The sequence below is a fragment of the Flavihumibacter cheonanensis genome (genome assembly GCF_022352215.1).
Classification (GTDB): Bacteria; Bacteroidota; Bacteroidia; order Chitinophagales; family Chitinophagaceae; genus Flavihumibacter; species Flavihumibacter cheonanensis.
Window position 1 is genome coordinate 1 of sequence record NZ_JAKRWF010000008.1, and the last position, 19,897, is coordinate 19,897.

Here is a 19,897-nt window from a genome sequence, read left to right on the forward strand (position 1 = left end):
ACGTGACAAATGAAGAAATAAAAACAGTGGAAACATTGCTAAATAACAGACCAGTTCGAAAATTTAATTATAAAACACCTAACCAAGTGCTACAACAGAAAATTGCACTAATTACTTGAACTTAGAATTTTAAAAGTTCCTTATGTTTAGCAATTTTGGAATTGTATTTTGATAGTTGAGCGGATACAAGAGTTTTTATTTTGTCCCTTACTAAACTATCTTTAATACCTGCAATATGTCTGTCTGCTGAATTAAAGTAGGATTGATTTTTTTCATTGAAATTGTCAAACATTTCGGTTGTATCACTTTTGCTTGTATGTAGATTAACTCAGAATGTAAGAATTATAGTTAAAAGTGGTACGTATATTATTGTCTTCATTATTTGGTTTTGTATATGATTACTTGATTTCTAACAATACCAATAATTAAAAATTAAAAATTACAAACTTAGTTTCGACTGCTGTGCTTTGATATTTCAATTGTTGTTATGCAATAATTATATATTCTCTGAAGATTTAATTAATTCGAATTGTTGCTCAATGTGTTTCATATTCTCCAGGTCAAAGCAAACGAAAACAATTGTTTCAAGTGTAGAATTCTGGTTTATAAATTCAAATACAGTTTTTATCGCAATATTAGCAGCTAATTCCTTTGGAAATTTATAAATACCGGTACTTATATTGGGGAATGCGATAGATGTGCAATTGTATGAAACAGCTAATTCTAGGGAATTTTTGTAGCAATTTGCCAATCGTTCAGTCTCTTTATTTGCCCCTCCATTCCAAACAGGTCCAACTGTATGAATTACATAAGAAGCAGGTAATAGTCCACCTGTAGTAATAACAGCCTGACCAACCTTACAGCCTCCTTGTTTTGCAATTATTTTCCTGCAATCTTCAAGTATTTCAGGTCCTCCTGCTCTATGAATTGCGCCATCAACACCGCCTCCACCAAGTAAAGATGTATTCGCTGCATTAACAATGGCGTCAACTTTAACCTTAGTTATGTCTCCGTGAATAATTTTAAAATTTGTTTTCATGGTGTTTTTTCAGCTGTGTTAATTTTGTTCAAAGTATATATTTTATATAATTATTTTAAATTGATCTTTTCAATATTATTTAATTTAAATATTGCTTCCTCCAGCAGTTTATCAATTTGTGATTCAATAAAATTAAAATTCTTTTTGCTTATTAATATTTCAATCCATCTGGGTATATCTACTGAATTGGCATCGTTATACCACGCAAAAAGAATAAAATTCCAACTCTCTTTGTTAACTCCATTGATTTCAAAATCTGGTTGAATGATAATTGCCTTATTTATGCCATCATCAATCCAATCAATTCTGCGTTCTTCGAATATTTTAAGTTCCTCGGGATATTCAGGTCGATCTCTGGATAGTTGCGCTCCAATATTATTTGAAAAATTAATCAACTTAAAATCAATATTTTGAAATAATCCCATGATTGCTATTTTGCTAAAAGTTTGATTTAAATCTTTCAATATTTAAATCCCATCTTGGTCGCAGGTATTCAGATATCAATGCTTTGAATCATGGCATGGTCCACAAATTGAAACCAACCAATCGATGGGTTCTTTGCCAATGTTTCTTTTTGCATATTTTAAATGATGAACTTGTGTGGCACGACCACCACAATATACACATGTCCATTTGTCTCGTTTCAAAACGAGATACCGTTTTCTTTTCCAGGCTGCTGATTTTAGGTAAACATTTCTGTAATACTCTCTTCGAGTTAAGGTAAGTCTCTTAACATAATCAGAAATTTCGTCATCGTATATTTTGTCCGGCTGCTTTACGTTTGTTTTATATCGATAAAAATATGCTACTATGATAATTAGTAATGCAATTATCAACAAAAAGCGGATGTTTGAATTATTGTTCTCATCTTTGCGTATAGTAGTTGCAATATTTTGTTCAATGACTTTTGCTGTGTCTAATTTTGACTGCTGCTTTTGTATTCGTTTCCTGATATTTTTACTTTTCTTTGGAACAATTGTAATTGAAGTCTGAATGGAGTCTGAAATAACAGTATCTACTGTAGTAAGTGGAGTACTATTTATCGTAGTATCGAAATTTAGTATATCCTGTCCAAAACAAAGGAAAGGAAAGCTAATTAAAAGTATTAGTTGAAAAGGTTTCATTTATTTTAGCCAACAAGAATGGGTTTTCGTTAAAATGGCCATTTCTAATGTTCGCATTGTTAGATTCATCTGATCAGAGGTCTTTTAATTATTGATAAGCTGTTCTGCTCTTCTGTTGAAAGTCTTCGCTTTTTGTGAAATACTCAATTGCCAAAACCAATAACATAAAACAGATAAAAGTAACCTTTTGCATTACGGCCAACAATCCCCAATCTCCCGCCCCATACAAGAACAAGGTCAAATAGAATAGAAGCATACTCGCAATACAAAAAAACTTCAACCAATGGAGTTTTGTCCTTAGTATAAATACTGTAATGTAAAATAAGCCAAGCATGGTAAGTGTACTCGAGATTGTTACCATAAGGTCATGCAAAGGGGTAGCTATTAGAAAGGTAAAAACCATGTTGGCAATACCCACTGATTTTAAAACCAACTTGGTATGTTTATGGGGTATCTTACGCGCAGTATGCATAAAGAAAATACCATACCCGATTGAATGGAATACCATTCCGATAAATGCCCAAATTCTTGATGGGTTATCTGAACCATTTAGAGCCTTAGGTAAAAATAAATTACTGAAGAAATTCTTTGACCAGGTAAACCCTACTGAATTTTTGTCAAGGATTGATCCACCTGGATAGAGAAAGGTCGCTATCAGCAAAAAAATAGTAGTTATGAGCACGCATAGTAGGACTGAATATTTGCGCATTCGGTATTAGAATTTAATTGTTATCATATAGATCTGGCAAAAAGAATTCAAAATTTCCAACTTCTTCAATGTTGTGTTTCAGCCAGGCTGTTCCCATTTCGTGAGTAAAAAAATGAGGTCTGACATACGAATTAAAGATAGTACTCCAAAATGCGTTACTTGTTCCAATGATCATTTTTGATTTATAAATCGTATTGTTCCCATCCTTGATAAAATCGTGTTGAAGAGAAAATACTTCAATTTTCCCAATCTTTCTTGTTAATCGTATTCCTGTTTCATCAAGTTTTTCAACTAGTTCTATACTATCAATTAAGAATTTCATATTTCGGTCGAATGCTTCAACAATTCTAAAATATGAACCTGGTTCGATTTTCTTATTTGCTGAAGATTTTGTCAAACTCCAATGTATATGATCTTTTGGATGCCAAACCAGGTATTTCGGGTATGTTTTTCCTTGATAAGTCATTTCACCGTCTATATTTTGGAACCACCAACAGAGCATTTTCGGTGTGACACCGCGTAGGATGTCGTGTTCAATTGTTAAATGAAAGACGTTATTTTTATCTATTAAAAAATTTGTTTTGGCTGAGGCTAATGTTTTCATTTTCCATCCAAAATCCCGTTCTGGTGGAAGCGCCCATTTGGTATATAAGTTTGTCAAATTTGGCATTAGTCAAAGTGCTTAGTATCTCTCCGAAAAGAATCCGTTGATGTCTTTTGTTTGATACCCTAAATTTAATGTACTAAACTGATTTTTACATTCAGTCCAGTTATGTAGGGAGCTATTTCAGTATTCTGGTATGATGTTGGTAAATGCCCTACTATTTTGTGGTAACTTTCGCAAGCTTCACACCCAAAGGCATATGAGTTTGACCATTCTCCCTGAAACCAGTTATGTCCGCAAATTTTATCTGCCTTTTATTTAAGCCTATCCATTCTTTGTAAATACTATCTAGTTTAAGGAAGGCCTTTTTATCAATGTCTGTCGTAGGTAGAGTAAAAGAGCTATCTGTGACCGCAACAAACGATTTTATTTTTATTACCCGCCCTTTTCTGTCTAAGGTAAACAGGTGCTTTGTTGGATTAAATATGCCACAGTAGGTTTCAACCACAAACTGTTCTATGATTCGACTATCCCTAATAACATTGTATAGAATAGCTTTACAACCACAACAGCCTGACATACTTTTTATTTCATAACTGTCGTTTTTGGTTATTTCAGCTTTATGCAATGTTTTGTATGTCTGACAAAAGCACGAGCTGGCTGGTGTTGTCAGAATAAGAACAATGATAATTAAGACTGGTCGCATTAGTGGTTACTTGACCTCTGGAGTCAGAGATTTGCCTGTTCAATAACATTCAGGAGTTTACCAAGTACTAGCTTTCTTATTTCCTGATGATTGGCGCTATATCGATTTATCAGCACGGGTAAAAGTTGTCTCTTCAACGCTGTTAGAGTTAGGTATTGCAAATCTTCATCAATTTTTCCTTCCATCACAAACTGTGCGAAACCAGTACCTATAATCGCATTATCCATCTGTAACAAATAGATGTCGCCCATTCTTCCCGACGATTGAAGAATAATATCTTGTAAGTACTGATCGGTTGGATCATTGGCAAAATTATTAGGTGAGTTTTTCATTGCTTCTCTTAACTGATCAACCTGGCCAGATATATGTTTCTTTCATCTAACTCATTCCAGTCCAAAAGGGGCATACCCCAATTAATTAAAAGATCATTAAGATATTTGATAGGACTTAGGTTTTGATTATGTTTCCGCCATCTGTTAAAGCCTTCTGCGGCATCGGCTCCAGAGTCGCTTCCAAACGGTCCGGCTTCATCGATTGGGCTCCAGAAGAAATCTTCCTGCATTAGGCTTTTTGCTTTCGCATGAGCATTGTTTTTGGGATCTGAAAAAAAGTTTATTGTCATAACTGTTTCTGTTCTAATGTCTGCTAAAGTTTACGGATTGGACTAATTAATGTCTTGTCAACGTTTGAATTCAATCTTAAATGTTTCAACAAGGCCAATATTTAAATATTTATTTCTGATCGTCATAATTCACCTGGCCAATTTATTTATCCTCAACAATTAGTTTTTTTGTCCTGCTTAACATACCTTCTTTGATTCCAATGAAATGGTCAATTTGTACTTTATTTTTAAACAATAATAGCTGAGGGAAAATGTCAGATTTTTTTCTGAGTCGATATTGCAAGATGGTATTTGTAAATGTTGGATATTTCTCAATTATAGTGGGCATATGCTTATTGATGCTGTCTTTTGCTTGGTCCATTATTAGTATAATGTCGCATTTATCTTTACATTCTGAAAACACATCTAAATTTTCTATTAGATACTTCGAATAGCTACAACCTACGCCACCGTAAATTATCAAAGTATAAGGCTTATTTAATTTATCTAATTTGAAGTTTCGATTTACAAGTGAGTTTGTGTCAAGATTAGGAAATGTATTTTGCCCAAATGAGCGTGTCCCAATTACTATTACAATTAGGATTATGGGAAAAAGTCTTTTCATATCTATCTGAAGTATTATGTTATAATCTTTTCAGCTAACGTTTTACATCTGTCAGCCCCACTATTGCTAATACGATGTTAGCGGCAGGTTAGTTAAGTTGGTTAATATCAAAGTCTTTAAACCAGTCAATTTTATAGTCTGCAATGTCAAAATTTATTTCCGTATTGCCATTAGTAAAAGCGACAACTTTCATACCCGCTTTTTTGGCGGCTAACATACCAGAATATGAATCCTCTATTGCTACACAGTTTATTGCATTAACACTGAGTTTTTTAGCTGTAGTTAAATAGATAGCGGGATCTGGTTTTCCATTGGCTTCAAATTCTGCTGACGAAATTGTGTCAAAAAGGTGTAATGCATCTATTTTATTTAAAACAGTTGGTATAATACTATTGGGGGAATTTGTCGCCATTCCAATTTTATAGTTCCTGGCTTTAAGATTTTCTATAAACTCTTTCACGCCATTTATTTCACAGTTTTCTGTGTCAATTAGTTGTGTAACTCTTGATATAACCATTTGTTCCGCATTGTCCAAACTTACATTTTGCCAAGGAAATTTGTCAAACCAAAATCCTGTGACATCTGAAGTTGTCATTGATTTTGTTATTTCGGAATATTCATCGGTTACCATTACCCCTAAGGAAGAAAAGATTTCTTTCTCTGCTTGTTTCCATAGTCTTTCTGAGTCTATAATTACTCCGTCCATGTCAAATATTACAGCTTTGTGTTTTATGTTCATTTGTTAATTTGTTGGGTGTCTTTACATCTTACCAAGAACGAACAGGGCTTTATGCAGGTTGGGAATTAGAATTACGTCTGCCAACAATCGCTGCTGATTTAAATTATGTTGATGAATTTATGTACAAAAGCTGATGGTATTTCGTCAGCTGGAACTTAAGCTGATAAATATTATGGTTATTATTCTTCGATAACTTCTTCGTCGACCACACGTCTAAAGGTCTGTTCAGTTTTTTTGTTTTTGTCACCTACTGTTAAAACAAAACTATGTTTGTCTACAAAATTAATTTTAATTTTCTCTTCGGTATTGTCAACCCATTTTATTTTCAACATTTTTGATGTCAGTATATAAGTTCCATTTCTTAGATTTTTAGTTAGGATTTCTCCGCCTTTAGAACCGGAATGCATTTGTATGCTTCCGTCTTGTTTAAAAAAAATGGATGTCTGTTTTGTTGAGTCAGACCAAAACCATGCTCCAACGATTGAATGTGTCTGTCCAAAGGAATATTTATTTAAAAATAAGAATAGTATAATTCCAATTGCTTTTTTCATAAGATAGTGTCTATTTAGATTAATGAATTGAATGAATTTTGAATTTAATTGCCACCAACGGCGGCAGCTTGGCGATGGTGGGGAATTTGTATTCCGTCCGCCCCACTAGTGCCAAACTTCTCTGTTATCTGCCGTTGTTCCACTTTTTTGTCAAAATAGGTGTCAAAGTAAAAGCTAATAAAGTAGCAGATATAATAGTTACAATTAAGTTTCCATACTGCCTCACCTCCAACCCTTGGATAACTCTTAAAAAAAATATTAAACAGGTTAATACGCTGAAAACAACCCAGTAAGTATATTTTGCTTGTCTTACTTCATTGGAAGTTTCAGGAATTGTCCATAAATAGTAATAAATATATAATCCTCCAAGAAGTGTACTTAAATGTTGAAAAACTTTAAATAATGGTATAGGTATATCATTGAAAAAAATCTCATTCTTAAACAGTGTGATTCTTTCAACAATATAGCCATTATCATGGGTAAGATTTTCCCATAGGATATGCGAAAATATACCAATTAATATTGAGAGCAATACAACAGGCCAATTATCGGCAAAATATGCTAACCAATTGAACTTAGTAAATGTAGTAAGTCTCTTTCTCAAAAATATAGGCAAGTTTTTAAATAGACTGTCTCTTACGATTAGATGAAATAGAAACGAAATTATAATGGCAATTGGTAAATCAAACCAGAAAACACCTCCAATTGTATGACTATAAGTACTTTTAACTCGCATCCGAAAAAAATATTCAAAGTCTGGAACAATACTTCCAACTATTAGTCCGGTTAACGAAAACCACTTAACAGGTAGTTTTGTCAATGGCAGTACAATAGCAGGATGGGCAAATGTAAATGGCATTAAAAGAGTGCTTGAATTTATAGGATCTCAATGGTAGCTAATGAATAGGGCTTTGTTCAGGTGGGGAACTAGCATTCCGTCTGCCCATAGTCGCTGCTCAATTTATATATAAATGTTCATTGTTTATTCTCTAGCTGAAGTGAAAACGTCGTGCCCCACTTGCACAAAACCCCATGTTGTACGCCGCTTGTTCACTTGTCAAACTTGATGTTGACTTTTGTTCCGTCTGGCTTTGAATTAGAGTGTCGATTTTGATTTAATAAATGAATAGAGTAACAAACATACAAGCCCGACAATTGCTAACCATCCAAATATGTCTCCAATGAGAGGATACAAAGTCCAGATTTTTCTATTCGGAACATCTCCAGACATAATCCATGAATTAGTGGCAAAATGATCCATCTGCGAAATGATTTTTCCCCTTGGATCTGTGATAATTGAAAGTCCATTTCTTGTTTGACGAACTATAGAACAACCATTCTCAATTCCCCTAAAAACAGCAACATTTGTATGTAACGGGGAAATCTCTTTCCAATTTGACGCAGGTATCAATAAAACATCGGCATTAGATTTTCCAATCTGCTTTACAATTGATGGAAAATCTGCGTCCCAACAAATTAAAGAAGCCAAATTACCATATAAGGTCACATTTGTGTTAATTGTTTTGTTTCCTTCCAAAGTGCCTTCCATAAAATTGCCGCCATATTTAATGTGTTTGGATAATAACTCACCTTTGGGTGAAAAAAATAATATTTTATTTTCTGAAATAGCAGCATTAGTACCTATTGAAAATGGGTTCGTTAATAAATATATTTTTTCTTCTTTTGCAAGTGTTCTAAATACATTGACCAAACTATCTTCATCCTTGTCTAAGATTAAGGTTGATATTTCACTCCAAACTATAATTTTAGATTTGTTTTTTGCTTCTTCTTTTGTTTCTTTAATTAGCCGACTAATGATTGAATTTGAAATTTCTTTAAACCGTGTCGTGTCTTTTTTACTGAGTACAAAATTCATTTTCTCTCCTTCTACAACCTTATCATGTGTATGAATTCCTGAAATTCTCACAAAGCTGTTCTGCAATGGCATATTGATTCTCACAACTCCATAAACCAATATTGATGCAAGCAAGGAAAAATATATAAGTCCACCTATAAATCTTTTTTTCCATTTAAAACGATTGTCAAACAACCAGCATATAACAGAACCAAACCAAGTTATCATAAAAGTCATTCCCCACATTCCAGTCAAGGAAGCTAGCTGTGAAAAAGCTAAGAAATCTAATTGTGTATACCCTAAAAGTCCGGCTGTCCCAAAGGGATTAAAAAGACTAAGTAAAAACTCAAATGAAGTGTAAGCAAGAGGGAAAATTAATGTTGCAGTAAATCCTTTAATATTTTGATAAATAATTGCATCAATGTAAAATACACACCCGTAATAGATTCCAGCTAAAAATGGTATATAAAATAGAAAACTTTGAGTATTGTCATATGTAAATTTCCAGAATGATAATTGACTAATTATCCCGAAGATTAAAGGAATAACTAAGAAAGAAAATATTCCTTTCTCTCTCCTTGAAACTATTATAAACGGTATTGAAAATAACCAAGTTGCAATAGAAAAGAATTTTGTTCCATTACTTAAATAAAGGAAAATGGCTCCAAATAAAAGAAGCGTAAATATGGTTATTGTTCTTGGAATTTTGTCTTGAAAATCAATCATAGTATTCGATAGTTTAAAGTAGTACCGTTAATGCCATTGCCACTAACGTTTTTTTGGGCTTGGCGATTTGGCGGAATTTTAGCACAAAAGTTCAATAGAATTACTGCCATTGAACCTTGCGTAAATGTTTCATAGAAGCACTTCAGCCGCCATATTGCCAAACCGATGTTGTGCGTTCGTATTTCTAAAATTGCTTTTCAAATGTATTTCCGTTAAACCTAAATATATTTCCGTCTGCTATTCCAAAAAGCAAATTGTTTTTGTTGTCTTTATAAATTGTCCAAATCATTGGGTTAGATAGTTTGTCACTAATTGAATAGTTTGTCAAAGTTTTACCATCATATTTCCAAGCTCCTGTATATAAATCTCCAAACCAAATATTGCCTTCTGAATCTTCTTCAATAGCAAAAGGGTGTTCCAATGTGCCTGGTTCTGATTTATTTCCATTTCTTTTACTTGTTGGATGAATTAAGTGATGCTTTTCAGAAAAATTAATTGTTGAATTGCCTTCCATAAGTAAAACACCAATTCCATTATTTCCTATCCAAATTCGTCCTTTTGAATCTGCTAATACACTTCTTATATGTAAACGCTCATTAACTTTTAAGTTTAAATTTTCTTTATCAAAGATTTTTACAATTTTACCATCATAGTTAAATAGCGCTGCATAAGTAGCAATCCAAATTTTACCATCTTTATCTTTTGATATACCCGTAACACCGTAAGTATTGTCAGCATTATCAGCATTTTTATTTTTGGGTTTTGGGAAAATCAAATGGTTCATATTTATTCCGTCAAAACGATTTATTCCGTCTTCTGCACCTGCATTAAACCATAAATCTCCATTGGTTTTATTCCAATCAAATATTGGGTTGTTATTTATAAATGGATAATTAGTAAACTTTCCTTTGTCATACACACTAACACCTCTTGCAGTTCCAAACCAAATTTTCCCATTTTTGTCCTCTTGGATTGAACGGATTTGATTGTCGGATAAACCTTCATTTGCTGTAAAGTATTCAAATGAATTTCCATTATAAAAACTTACACCTTCATTATGACTGCCAAACCAATAATTGCCTTTACTGTCCTGAAAGATAGCACGTACTCCAGAAGTAAATTTTAAAGTGTCAGCTTTTGAAGTTGCAACCAATTCAGGTTTGTTAGTTTCTTTTTCTAGTGATTTCTTTTCAAAGCAAGAAAAGTTAAGTGTCAATATGAGTATTAGGTAAATCAATTTAATTTTTTTGTCCATTTCAGGTTTTTATGATATAACGCCCAACGGTGGCAGCTTGGCGCTGGTGGGGGATTCATGTTTGTCCACGCGTACTACCGCTGATTATTAATCTATAGTTCAAATATATTTACCAAAGTCCTTACTGCACTTCCGCTGAAACTATTGATTGGTTCTTTACTTCCAATGATCTTTTACCCGTCCACCCCACTAGCGCCAAGCATCTATGTAAAAGCGATCAATTAAGCTGCCCAATTTTTGATGTGGTATAAGTATTCATTACCCACTAAAATTTCGAACTATGCAGTCTCAAATGATCGCTACACCGAAGTTATTTATTGGCTTAGATGTACACAAAAAAAGTTGGCAGGCCCACCTTCGAACTGACATTTCAGATCATAAAGGCTTTAGCTTACCCCCCGATCCGGAAATTCTGGCTAATTACGTGTTTAAACATTTTCCTGATCACCAGGTCCAGCTCTCATACGAGGCGGGTTGCTGTGGCTTTTCCGCCGCCAGGGAATTCCTGAACCTAGGATGGTCGGTAACTGTTGTCAATCCAGCTGATATCCCACATATGGATAAACAACTTTATCAGAAAACCGACAAGATTGATTGCAGAAACCTCGCCAAACAGTTGCAACTCGGCCAACTAAAACCCATTTATATCCCCACTGAAGACCAGGAACAACTGCGCAGTTTACTCCGCCAGAGAAACCAACTGGTCAAACAACACCGAAAGGTAAAATCCAACATCAAAGGACTTTTGCTCTTTCACGGTATTGTCATACCTCCTGAATTTGACAATCCCAACTGGAGCAAAAATTTCCAGCAATGGCTCTTTCAAATCCCCTGGTCGCATATAACAGGCTTTCAATGCCTGCATAGCAAACTGCGCATCTACAAATTGCTGGACCAAGAAATTCTACTTACCAGTAACGAATTACGTGCTTACTGCCGAAAAGTTCATACCACCGACTATTATCTCTTAAAGTCAATTCCAGGAATCGGCGGAATCCTATCGGCAGCTATCCTTGCTGAACTGGGTGATATTCGGCGATTCAACAACGAACGCCAATTTGCCAACTGCATCGGACTGGTACCTGGAATACACCAAAGTAGCGAAACCAATAATTATATGGGCGTTACCCCAAGGTGTAAAGCCTTGCTTAGAAGCTATTTGATTGAATCCGCCTGGATTGCCATCCGATTGGATCCCGGAATTCAAGCCTTCTATAGAAAACACGTCGGCAAAAATCCAAAATCTGTTATTGTGAAAGTCGCCCACAAAATGTGCCGCAGAATTCTTAGTGTAATTAAATCAGGCAAGCCTTATCAGCTTGGATTTAGTGCATAGACGTATAACCTCTTTAAAGCTCAAACAAATTCATGAGTTGACTACAAAACGAGCAGGGTAGTCTCTTTGCAGAACTACATCGCCAAGCTGGTAGCGGCTCATATTCTTTATAACCAAATAGATGAAGGTAGTGCTTCAGGTAAGTAACTACACATAGGAGCCGGAGCTTAAAGAAATTATTGAAAAGGAATCCACGCTCTCATTTATTGATTTTGCAACTTCCGTTAAATGTCAAGCTGCATCAGAAAATCAATAAATGACAGCCTGTAAAATATTATTATGTAGTAACTTTAACCATATCAATCCCTGGGCAAACGCTTTACATAGGAACTGCTTGTTAGGCGCATCAAAGAAATTCGATTTTGGATATCCCTAATTTGTTATAACATTTTACTGTTTCCTCCATGATTGCAGCTTCTCTTGGCAAGATATCTCTTAAACGATTAATACCAGAAATGTACAAGGGATTTGGCAAATCTATCAATCCTGTTATCGTGTCCCAAAAAGCGTCCCAATTATTACCGTAGAAAGTAGGGAAGTTTAACTGAACTTGAAAAAGTTGATGAAGTTCTTCCAGTGATTGAATGTTTTCCAAGTTAATTATGAGGGATTGGTATTTAACTTCTTCCTCAAATGGCTTCCAATTTTCATCCCTTTGTTCATCATGAGAAGGTCTTCTTACATATTTGCGCATTTCAGGTTCACACGCTCCTATGTTTATAAAATTCCTTTGAGCTTGTTTTAGTGAAACGCGATTCGATCCTCCTTCGTAGTTCGGATCCTCAAGTTGAATAGGATCGTCCTCCCAATAGCATACTTGACATATATTGTAGCTTCCATTTGGTAGATGATCGAAAGTTTTATACCCGCAACAGGGACATGGATATTTCATATGGTACAAAGATCTGGTACTTCGGATTTGATAGCTGTTACCTCGATTGCGCCTAACGAGCAGGGCTTTATGCAGGTTGGGAATTGTTATTCGTCTGCCCACAACTGCTGCTGATTGAAAATATAAAGTTGAATTTAAGAACTAAAGTTGAAAGTTGTTTGTCCTGCCCGTACCACAGCCTGGATTTGCAATTTGTTGATGTTTGCTGGTCATGCCCAACTTGCATAAAACCCAATGTTACCTGCAGTTAGTCCTTTTTTGCAGGTCGAAATTTGTAAACAAAGTTTAAGAGTGTGTCCAATTCTTTTGTTGCAATTGTCGGATTGTGTATGCTACTTATTGTTGCTGATAATTTTCTGCCACCATAGTTTAATTCAACCAGCCCATGTGAATCGTCCGTGATGACAGGCGTCAACTGTCCTACGGTATCATAGTTATTAAATTTTATGCTTTTAAGAAAATCCTTTGTCAACAAGAATAAGGTGTCAGACAGATCTTTGGAAAATGCTATTTCAGTCGTGTCAACAGGAACAAGCGTACTAGTGCTTTGGGTTTTGCTATCCTTTTTTGAATGAAAAGATATATAATACAAAGTCAGAGGTTTTGCCAAAGGGATTTTGGCATCCGTAGAATCGTAATTGTCGATAAGTGAATTGTTCAAAATAAATTTTGATCCATGTCCGAAGAATCCGTTCCAAATATCAATTGTTATTCGATAATCAAATTGTTTAAAAACTTTTATTTCTTTAGTAGACGTGTCGGAGTTTTTTGTGTTTGTCTTACAAGAAAATGTCGAAAGAATAATAGCAAAGAATAAAAGTCTTGTCATGAATTTTTGCAGTTAGATGCAGATTTTGAGTCTTTCCATAATTGCAGGTAACTCTTATAAAAGTATACGACTGACCCCCTTAAAAACCCCGGCGATATAAAATAATGCCGGGGCCATTCGGTATACTTTTGCGTTGACTGACGTTTGTTTTTTGTTAGTTGTTGTGTAAGGTGAAAAGTATTCTGTTGAGCAAGTCCTGTTGTTGACTTTTATTCGAGTGTTACTTCAAAAATAATTTCTTTTTCCTTTCAGGCACCTTGATCATACGAGATTTTCCGAGCTGTTTTTTAATTCCTGATAAATCTTGTGGTGATTTATTTGTTTGAACCGCCATTTTTTTTGGTTAATTGCAAAACGAAGCCTCCTGCCTGAGAGCAGTAATAGTTGATTTATCTTTTTGCCTGTATATATTATCACCTGCCGAACTTTAACTACTATCCAACTCTGTTGGTTTATACGTTGTTTGCAACAGCACCATACTCGTTTTATGACAACAGCAACACTCATTGTAGCGGACTCCATACATTTCATATAACCGGACCTGCCAGGGAGTTTTACAGGAAGGCGGATGCGCTGGTATTTTCAAGACTGTTGTTACCGCTCTTAGATTGGTTTGCCTGCCTCTATTTGCCAGATAACCATATGTCCTGATTTTCGTAAACCCTCTGGGTAAAATATGCTGCTCAAATCGCCGTATTAATTCTGCTGCCGATAAGCTCATGGTTTTCTGCTGTCCATTCCGGTAGTCCTTGTAGCGCAATACAACTTCCCCCTGGCTGCTACAAGAAAGGAGTCGCTGGTTGGATAGTGCAACTTTATGCGTATACGCAGCCAGATAGTTTACCACTTGCTGTGGACCTCCAAAGGGCTTTTTCGCATATACAACCCAGGACTGTTTCCATAACTGGCGCAGCAGTTCAGGATATCCTTCTTGCTGTTCTGTTGCTAAAACAAGGGCCTGTGTAGAAGCCAGGTGATTCAATTCTTTTATAAAAACCGACCTATACACTTCTGACATAGCTTTTACCGGAAACAAAAATTGACCTCCCACTCTTTTTAACGCTCTCCAGTTTGTTTGTTCTGTTCCATCAGCCAGTTTTTTCTTTATTATACCTCCTGCACTTACAATACAATGGATGTGAGGATGAAAACTGAGCTGTTGGCCCCAGGTGTGCAATACGGCCAGTATGCCGGGCTGAGCACCGAGATACTTTTTATCTTTTGCAAATTGCAACAAGACAGTTGATGCTGCTTTAAACAACAGCTTAAACAGCACCGAACGGTTTCCCAGGGCAATGGCGTTTAACTGGTGAGGCATTGTAAATACTACATGGTAATAAGGTACAGGCAAAAGTTCCCGTTGCCTGTCTTCCACCCATTGCTTTTTCTGCAAAGCGCCACACTGTGGGCAGTGCCTGTTGCGGCAGCTATGGTACTGGTATTTCAGATTGCCGCATTCCTGATCATCGCACTTATATAAATGATACCCCAGTGCTTTCGTTCTGCAGCTTTCCAATTGATTCAGTACCTGGCGTGTGTATGCTGTTTGTCCAGTATATCCATGTGTGTGTAAGATATACTGCAGCGTTATCTTATTTTCTTGCATGATACTATCATTTGACTGCACCTGCGGTATCAAACAATAGATCATATGGATTTACAAGGGTCTTAAATCGCTTATCCGTGAGATGGAGATACTGCACCGTTTGCGCGATGTGGTGATGCCCCATCAACTGCTGTATAACCTGTAGATCTGCACCATTGTCCAAAAGATGGGTAGCAAAGCTATGGCGAAGGGTATGTATGGAATAATTTTTTGACTGCAACCCCAACTTTATAAGTGCCTGTTGCAAGATGTGCTGTATCGAGCGAGGGCTATATTTAATGCCACCTTTACTGCTGTTGAACAAATAAACTTTTGGTTTATACTGAATATAATAGAGTCGTAGTTCTTGTAAGAGTTGAATGGATAGCGGCACGTAACGATCCTTCTTTCCTTTTCCATCCACCACTTTTATTCGCATGGTTTTACTATCAATATCTTCCATTTTAAGATTGGCTGCTTCATTGAGGCGCATGCCGGTACTATATACAAGAGAGATAATCGTTTTGTGCTTGATATTCTCGATGCTGTTAATGATTTGTCGTACCTCATCGGTACTCATCACGGCAGGCAATTTATTGCTGTGTGCCGGATATAGCACTCCTGGTATTTGATAAGGCTTGCACAAAACCTGCTTGAAAAAGAAAGCCATACTTTGTGCTGCCATTTTTGCCTTAACCCTGCTGCATTGTAACGTTTTGGTTAAATAAAAGAGATATTGCAGCGTCATTTCATAGGTAATGTCAGAAGGCTTGACATCGGGGTAATAAGCGAATAAAAACCGTAGCTCCTGTAAATAGTTACGCTGGGTAGCAGGGCTGTAGTGGCCTAAGCCAAGTAAATCTGATGTGCGTTGTAGCCCGTTGATCGCATACTGCGACAGTGTTTTTTTGCATGATGAATAAATTTTATACCAAAAGTTACAAATCATCCTGCAGTTTTTCATTGCGAAGCAATGTTAGTTCAACGTTGACGCATTTGCGATGGCATGGCATTAGCAACCTGTCTGCCTGAACAAATGCTAAATTAAAAAACTGAAATTGAAGATAGTAACTAATGACCAAAAGCGTAATGTATGCTGAAACTAAAGATGAATAATGATTTGCAGCTGAAAGTTCCAATGTCCAGCCATGCTATTGCAAATGCACTTGTTATGTGCCGTACTTCTTCTGTCACACTTTTACCCAATTAGAAAACTCTATGAAGTCGTCAAGGTAAATTTGTTTCATTTGCTTCTCGTCTAACTCTTCAAAACCAAGCTTTTTACACCTTGGATATTCTGCCCACATTAAAATGTCCCTGCTGTCTTCGTTAGCTTTTTGAATAAGTTTTTCTAAAGCGTCAAAGTTTTTGTTTGCAATCTTTAAAATACATGCTGCAATTCTATTTTTTCCTGCTTTGCTGTCACTGTCAAGCTTATCAAGTTTTGTCCTTACAATAGGTGACATGTTTTTGAATTCTCTTTCGATTAATTTGTCAAGCAGTTGGTCAGAAATATTTACAACTGGTTGAAGTCCGAATAATCTTATTTTAAGTTCGTCAAACATCTCGTATTGGATCGTGCTGGACAGCAATATTTTGTCAAGGTTGTAGTGATTTTCAAATTGTGTATCATGTCCGATTCCTTATGACTTCAACAAAAGCTCAACCCTTTCAAAGGTTGTTTGAAAAACTAAAGAATAAAAATGTACAAAAGCTAAATAAACAATGTCAAACTGATTTGGGCTTTGGGTCAAGTCAAACTTAAATGATAAAGAACATTTTTACTGTCGCTCCAATACTGATGAAACTGTTGGGCAGTATGGCACATAACGTTGATGTATTTGTGTTGCCAGGGTTATTACTAACGTCCCGCCCGGCTCAGCCGAATATTTATTTACTAATGCCCATATTTATAACCAAAAGCCCAATTGAAACCGTGACAAGCCTGGACTAATGTTCATCAATGATCTACTGTTGAAGTTTCAATGTCCCGCCCTGGTAATACAAATACACCTGTTAGCCGCCGTTCGTCGTGTAGCTTTCTTTTTGTTTCACCCAAGAATATGTCAAGAAAATTAGCCCGTCTGTAATTTCATGCATCCAATGCACAGCTCCATGCTTTTCAGACAGAGGGATAAACTCGTCATGTTGTCCAACAGTAAAATCTACAATTTTTTCCTGCACATCTTTTGTTTTCATTGATGCGAATATCAATTGGTCGCTGTAATGAACATAAGCGTTTCCTGTGTCATAGACTTTTGATATCCAATTAAAGTTTTCATGCTCTGAAATTTTTTCTACCAAACGAGCATCTGTCATTTTCTGATTGTCTTTGTCTTTTAACTTTCTAATGGGAGTTCCTCCAATTACTTTAAGCGAAAAATCGTCAATATTGTAGTCAATCAGTTGTGGTGCATACAATCTAAGTAATGAGTCCAAATGAAGTCGAACTAAAGGAGCAGCAGCTATAAAGTTTTTCTCTCTCATTAGTGTGATAAATCCTTTCAATAGATTCACCGACCTATTGAGTAAGCCATTTACAAATATGTCAAACGTATAAATTCCTGGGGGTGTCAACAAGCTTGCTTTTGCCAGTTGTGTAAGAGACTTTATTTTCTCTTCAAGTTCATTTAAAAGTTTGTCGATTTCCTCTTGCATGTTGAATGGCGGCTAACGATTACGGCTTGGCGATGTGGTGGCATTTGATAATCGTCAGCCCGTAACCGCTGCTAAATTTATAATTAAATGTTCATTGTTTATTCCGTTGCATGGCGTTATTCGTCAGCTGGAACTGAAGCTGAATAGCGAACAAAAAGTTGAGCATATATTCGTCGCCCCACCATATTGCCAAGCCGCCTGTTGGCTGCTGCTTTGTAAATGTTTAAGCGGTCAAAAAGTCAAGGTCAAAATAATAACGTTCTCGATTTGTTTTGTCAACATAAAGTGTCGTTTCCTTTTGTTTGTCCAGATAAAAAGTTAGAGTGATTTTATCTTTTGGAATTACTCTGCTAATAAACTTTTCGGTCTGTCCTGTACGATTATTTAAATAAGAATAAATAATAACTGTCTGTGTTACCTGTACTTGCTCAACATTTCGCATTGCTCCTCCACTCAATGCATCCCATCCTTGAATTTCTCGTTCTATATCTAATGTCAATAGCTCATTTTTATGTCCATATTTTTCTCTTTCTTCTGTGTAATTATGTTCCTTAAGTTCACATTTAGTTAAGTCAACTTTGATTTTGTCGCCATTGACTTTTAAGTCAGAAATCACATCTCTCACCTGTTTTTGAATGTTTAATTCATTTGTCGAAGGTGTATAACGCAAAAACAAAAAACCTCCCCAGAACATAATAAGTCCCAAAAGCCAAAATAAAAATGGATAAGGAATTATATCTCCTGAAAAATTTCTAAAAAAAGTCACTGTCAAGAAACCAAGTCCAAATAAAATGTAAGCAAAAATTCGTCTCCACATAATTTTGAGGGTGTCGCTTTAAAGTAGCAGCCAACGTTAACGTATTAGCGAAAGCAGGGCCATTGATAGCGTCCCGCTCGACCAATAGATTATTTTATTCAATGGTCAAATATTATTTCAAAAGCTCAATTGAAAGTATACAAGCTTGATATACTGCTCATTAAAGAGTAAATGTCGATGGCCTTTACCGTCCCGCCCTGCCTTTTGCTAATACACTGTTGTGCGCATGCCAATAGGCTCATCGTGCTTTCCAAATTGTATCTTTTCTTCCATAATTCTTCACAATGAAGTAGTCATCTGTTGCTTTCACAATCTTATGTCTTGTGCCAGTAGGGCTTTGTTGAAGTAGAAAGCTATCCAGGTCTATTTTAGGATTAAGAAGAAGTGATTTGTATTCACAAGGTCCTGTCCAGGTAATCCTAAAAATTGATGTGTCCTGTGAAAAATGAGTTGACGTCACAATCTCTAAAGTGTCAGCACGGGTAACAAAATAGGTCAGCTTTTTCCAATGTCCCATTCCGCTTTCATTGTAGAAGTTTAAAATATATATGCCAGTGCGAAAGCCGCTACAATCTTGTGGCGATGGCTTTGTAACAGCACAACTGTAAAAGACAAGAATTAGTAAAGCGGTTCTAATGGACATTCTTATTGTTACGGGTTGCTTGTTCTGGTTGCGCACAACGTTCAGGGCTTGGCGTTCGGTGGGGAAATCATTGATGTCCCGCCTGGAACATTGCCCATGAATTAATTAATGTTGAATTACGATTCTTTATTTGAATTTGATTCCGCAGCCGGATCAAATGTTTATATATTTTAAAAGCTGATTGTTTGTTCGTCGCGCCCCACTGACGCCAAACCCTTTGTTGTGCGTTCGTGCTTACTTCTAGGACTGTCACAATATTATAATTTCCGACTGTTGTGTGTTTTCAATTGCACGTTTTAATATCGATTTTGTCAAGAAGATCTCTAAAAGGCTAAGTAAAAGAAAAAGCAAAAGAAAAATTATAACAGTTGGCAAATCACTCGCCATTTTAGTATTACTGACGGAATAGATAACGTTTGAAAATATTGCAAGTGAAAGGATAATCAAAAAAATAAATGAAAGTAAACTATATCTAATGCTGAGTTCAACAGATAAGTGCAATTTTTGAAAACAAATGACAAAATGATTTTGAGGTCATTTTGTCATTTGACTGAGTAGTGCAATCTTTGGATTGCTTATGTCAAAAAATTACAAACAACTCAG

At 35.8% G+C, this 19,897-nt stretch carries 21 protein-coding genes and 1 pseudogene; 2 read left to right on the top strand and 20 right to left on the bottom strand.

Annotated features, from left to right (window positions below):
- Positions 1 to 119: pseudogene (locus MD536_RS22300) on the top strand (IS30 family transposase); the annotation flags it as partial.
- A 377-nt stretch (positions 120 to 496) separates the two neighbouring features.
- Here MD536_RS22300 and MD536_RS20670 read toward each other — a convergent pair.
- The 13 genes from MD536_RS20670 to MD536_RS20730 form a co-directional block, all read right to left on the bottom strand.
- Complete coding sequence (locus MD536_RS20670) at positions 497 to 1,039, bottom strand: O-acetyl-ADP-ribose deacetylase (protein WP_239603691.1); 543 nt, start codon at positions 1,037 to 1,039, stop codon at positions 497 to 499.
- Positions 1,040 to 1,089: 50 nt separating this feature from the next.
- Positions 1,090 to 1,464, bottom strand: a complete 375-nt coding sequence (locus MD536_RS20675) for a hypothetical protein (RefSeq protein WP_239603694.1) — start codon at positions 1,462 to 1,464, stop codon at positions 1,090 to 1,092.
- A gap of 75 nt (positions 1,465 to 1,539) precedes the next feature.
- The gene (locus MD536_RS20680; RefSeq protein WP_239603696.1) at positions 1,540 to 2,163 is read right to left on the bottom strand and encodes an HNH endonuclease; all 624 of its coding nucleotides are present in this window, start codon (positions 2,161 to 2,163) and stop codon (positions 1,540 to 1,542) included.
- An 88-nt stretch (positions 2,164 to 2,251) separates the two neighbouring features.
- On the bottom strand, positions 2,252 to 2,872 hold the full coding sequence (locus MD536_RS20685) for a hypothetical protein (protein ID WP_239603698.1): 621 nt from the start codon (positions 2,870 to 2,872) through the stop codon (positions 2,252 to 2,254).
- Positions 2,873 to 2,885: 13 nt separating this feature from the next.
- Positions 2,886 to 3,542, bottom strand: coding sequence for a hypothetical protein (locus MD536_RS20690; RefSeq protein WP_239603700.1), 657 nt, complete (start codon positions 3,540 to 3,542; stop codon positions 2,886 to 2,888).
- A 151-nt stretch (positions 3,543 to 3,693) separates the two neighbouring features.
- The gene (locus MD536_RS20695; protein ID WP_239603701.1) at positions 3,694 to 4,104 is read right to left on the bottom strand and encodes a hypothetical protein; all 411 of its coding nucleotides are present in this window, start codon (positions 4,102 to 4,104) and stop codon (positions 3,694 to 3,696) included.
- Positions 4,105 to 4,205: 101 nt separating this feature from the next.
- Positions 4,206 to 4,514: a hypothetical protein gene (locus tag MD536_RS20700; protein WP_239603703.1), complete on the bottom strand. Its 309-nt coding sequence runs from the start codon at positions 4,512 to 4,514 to the stop codon at positions 4,206 to 4,208.
- Between the two features lie 8 nt (positions 4,515 to 4,522).
- Positions 4,523 to 4,804: a hypothetical protein gene (locus tag MD536_RS20705; protein WP_239603705.1), complete on the bottom strand. Its 282-nt coding sequence runs from the start codon at positions 4,802 to 4,804 to the stop codon at positions 4,523 to 4,525.
- Between the two features lie 692 nt (positions 4,805 to 5,496).
- Entirely contained in the window at positions 5,497 to 6,147 is a 651-nt protein-coding gene (gene hxpB, locus MD536_RS20710; protein WP_239603707.1) for a hexitol phosphatase HxpB, read from the bottom strand.
- A gap of 179 nt (positions 6,148 to 6,326) precedes the next feature.
- Positions 6,327 to 6,698, bottom strand: a complete 372-nt coding sequence (locus MD536_RS20715) for a hypothetical protein (RefSeq protein ID WP_239603708.1) — start codon at positions 6,696 to 6,698, stop codon at positions 6,327 to 6,329.
- A 124-nt stretch (positions 6,699 to 6,822) separates the two neighbouring features.
- On the bottom strand, positions 6,823 to 7,557 hold the full coding sequence (locus tag MD536_RS20720) for a DUF4184 family protein (protein WP_239603710.1): 735 nt from the start codon (positions 7,555 to 7,557) through the stop codon (positions 6,823 to 6,825).
- A gap of 237 nt (positions 7,558 to 7,794) precedes the next feature.
- Entirely contained in the window at positions 7,795 to 9,279 is a 1,485-nt protein-coding gene (locus MD536_RS20725; RefSeq protein WP_239603712.1) for a nitrilase-related carbon-nitrogen hydrolase, read from the bottom strand.
- Between the two features lie 184 nt (positions 9,280 to 9,463).
- Positions 9,464 to 10,534, bottom strand: coding sequence for a ligand-binding sensor domain-containing protein (locus tag MD536_RS20730; RefSeq protein ID WP_239603714.1), 1,071 nt, complete (start codon positions 10,532 to 10,534; stop codon positions 9,464 to 9,466).
- Positions 10,535 to 10,814: 280 nt separating this feature from the next.
- On the opposite strand from MD536_RS20730, the gene MD536_RS20735 reads away from it, so the two are divergent.
- Complete coding sequence (locus tag MD536_RS20735) at positions 10,815 to 11,870, top strand: IS110 family RNA-guided transposase (protein WP_239603717.1); 1,056 nt, start codon at positions 10,815 to 10,817, stop codon at positions 11,868 to 11,870.
- A 346-nt stretch (positions 11,871 to 12,216) separates the two neighbouring features.
- On the opposite strand, the gene MD536_RS20740 is transcribed toward MD536_RS20735, so the two are convergent.
- From MD536_RS20740 to MD536_RS20770, 7 genes are all read right to left on the bottom strand, one after another.
- Positions 12,217 to 12,762, bottom strand: coding sequence for a CPCC family cysteine-rich protein (locus tag MD536_RS20740; protein ID WP_239603718.1), 546 nt, complete (start codon positions 12,760 to 12,762; stop codon positions 12,217 to 12,219).
- A 247-nt stretch (positions 12,763 to 13,009) separates the two neighbouring features.
- The gene (locus MD536_RS20745; RefSeq protein WP_239603720.1) at positions 13,010 to 13,591 is read right to left on the bottom strand and encodes a hypothetical protein; all 582 of its coding nucleotides are present in this window, start codon (positions 13,589 to 13,591) and stop codon (positions 13,010 to 13,012) included.
- A 427-nt stretch (positions 13,592 to 14,018) separates the two neighbouring features.
- Positions 14,019 to 15,197 carry an IS91 family transposase gene (locus MD536_RS20750; protein WP_234868723.1) on the bottom strand — a complete coding sequence of 393 codons (1,179 nt, stop codon included), beginning with the start codon at positions 15,195 to 15,197 and terminating at the stop codon, positions 14,019 to 14,021.
- A 7-nt stretch (positions 15,198 to 15,204) separates the two neighbouring features.
- Positions 15,205 to 16,125, bottom strand: coding sequence for a tyrosine-type recombinase/integrase (locus tag MD536_RS20755; protein ID WP_239603722.1), 921 nt, complete (start codon positions 16,123 to 16,125; stop codon positions 15,205 to 15,207).
- A 241-nt stretch (positions 16,126 to 16,366) separates the two neighbouring features.
- Positions 16,367 to 16,741 (bottom strand): hypothetical protein, encoded by a 375-nt coding sequence (locus MD536_RS20760; protein ID WP_239603723.1) that lies wholly within the window; start codon positions 16,739 to 16,741, stop codon positions 16,367 to 16,369.
- A gap of 451 nt (positions 16,742 to 17,192) precedes the next feature.
- Positions 17,193 to 17,834, bottom strand: coding sequence for a hypothetical protein (locus MD536_RS20765; RefSeq protein WP_239603724.1), 642 nt, complete (start codon positions 17,832 to 17,834; stop codon positions 17,193 to 17,195).
- A gap of 223 nt (positions 17,835 to 18,057) precedes the next feature.
- On the bottom strand, positions 18,058 to 18,651 hold the full coding sequence (locus MD536_RS20770; protein WP_239603725.1) for a hypothetical protein: 594 nt from the start codon (positions 18,649 to 18,651) through the stop codon (positions 18,058 to 18,060).
- Between the last annotated feature and the right edge of the window lie 1,246 nt (positions 18,652 to 19,897).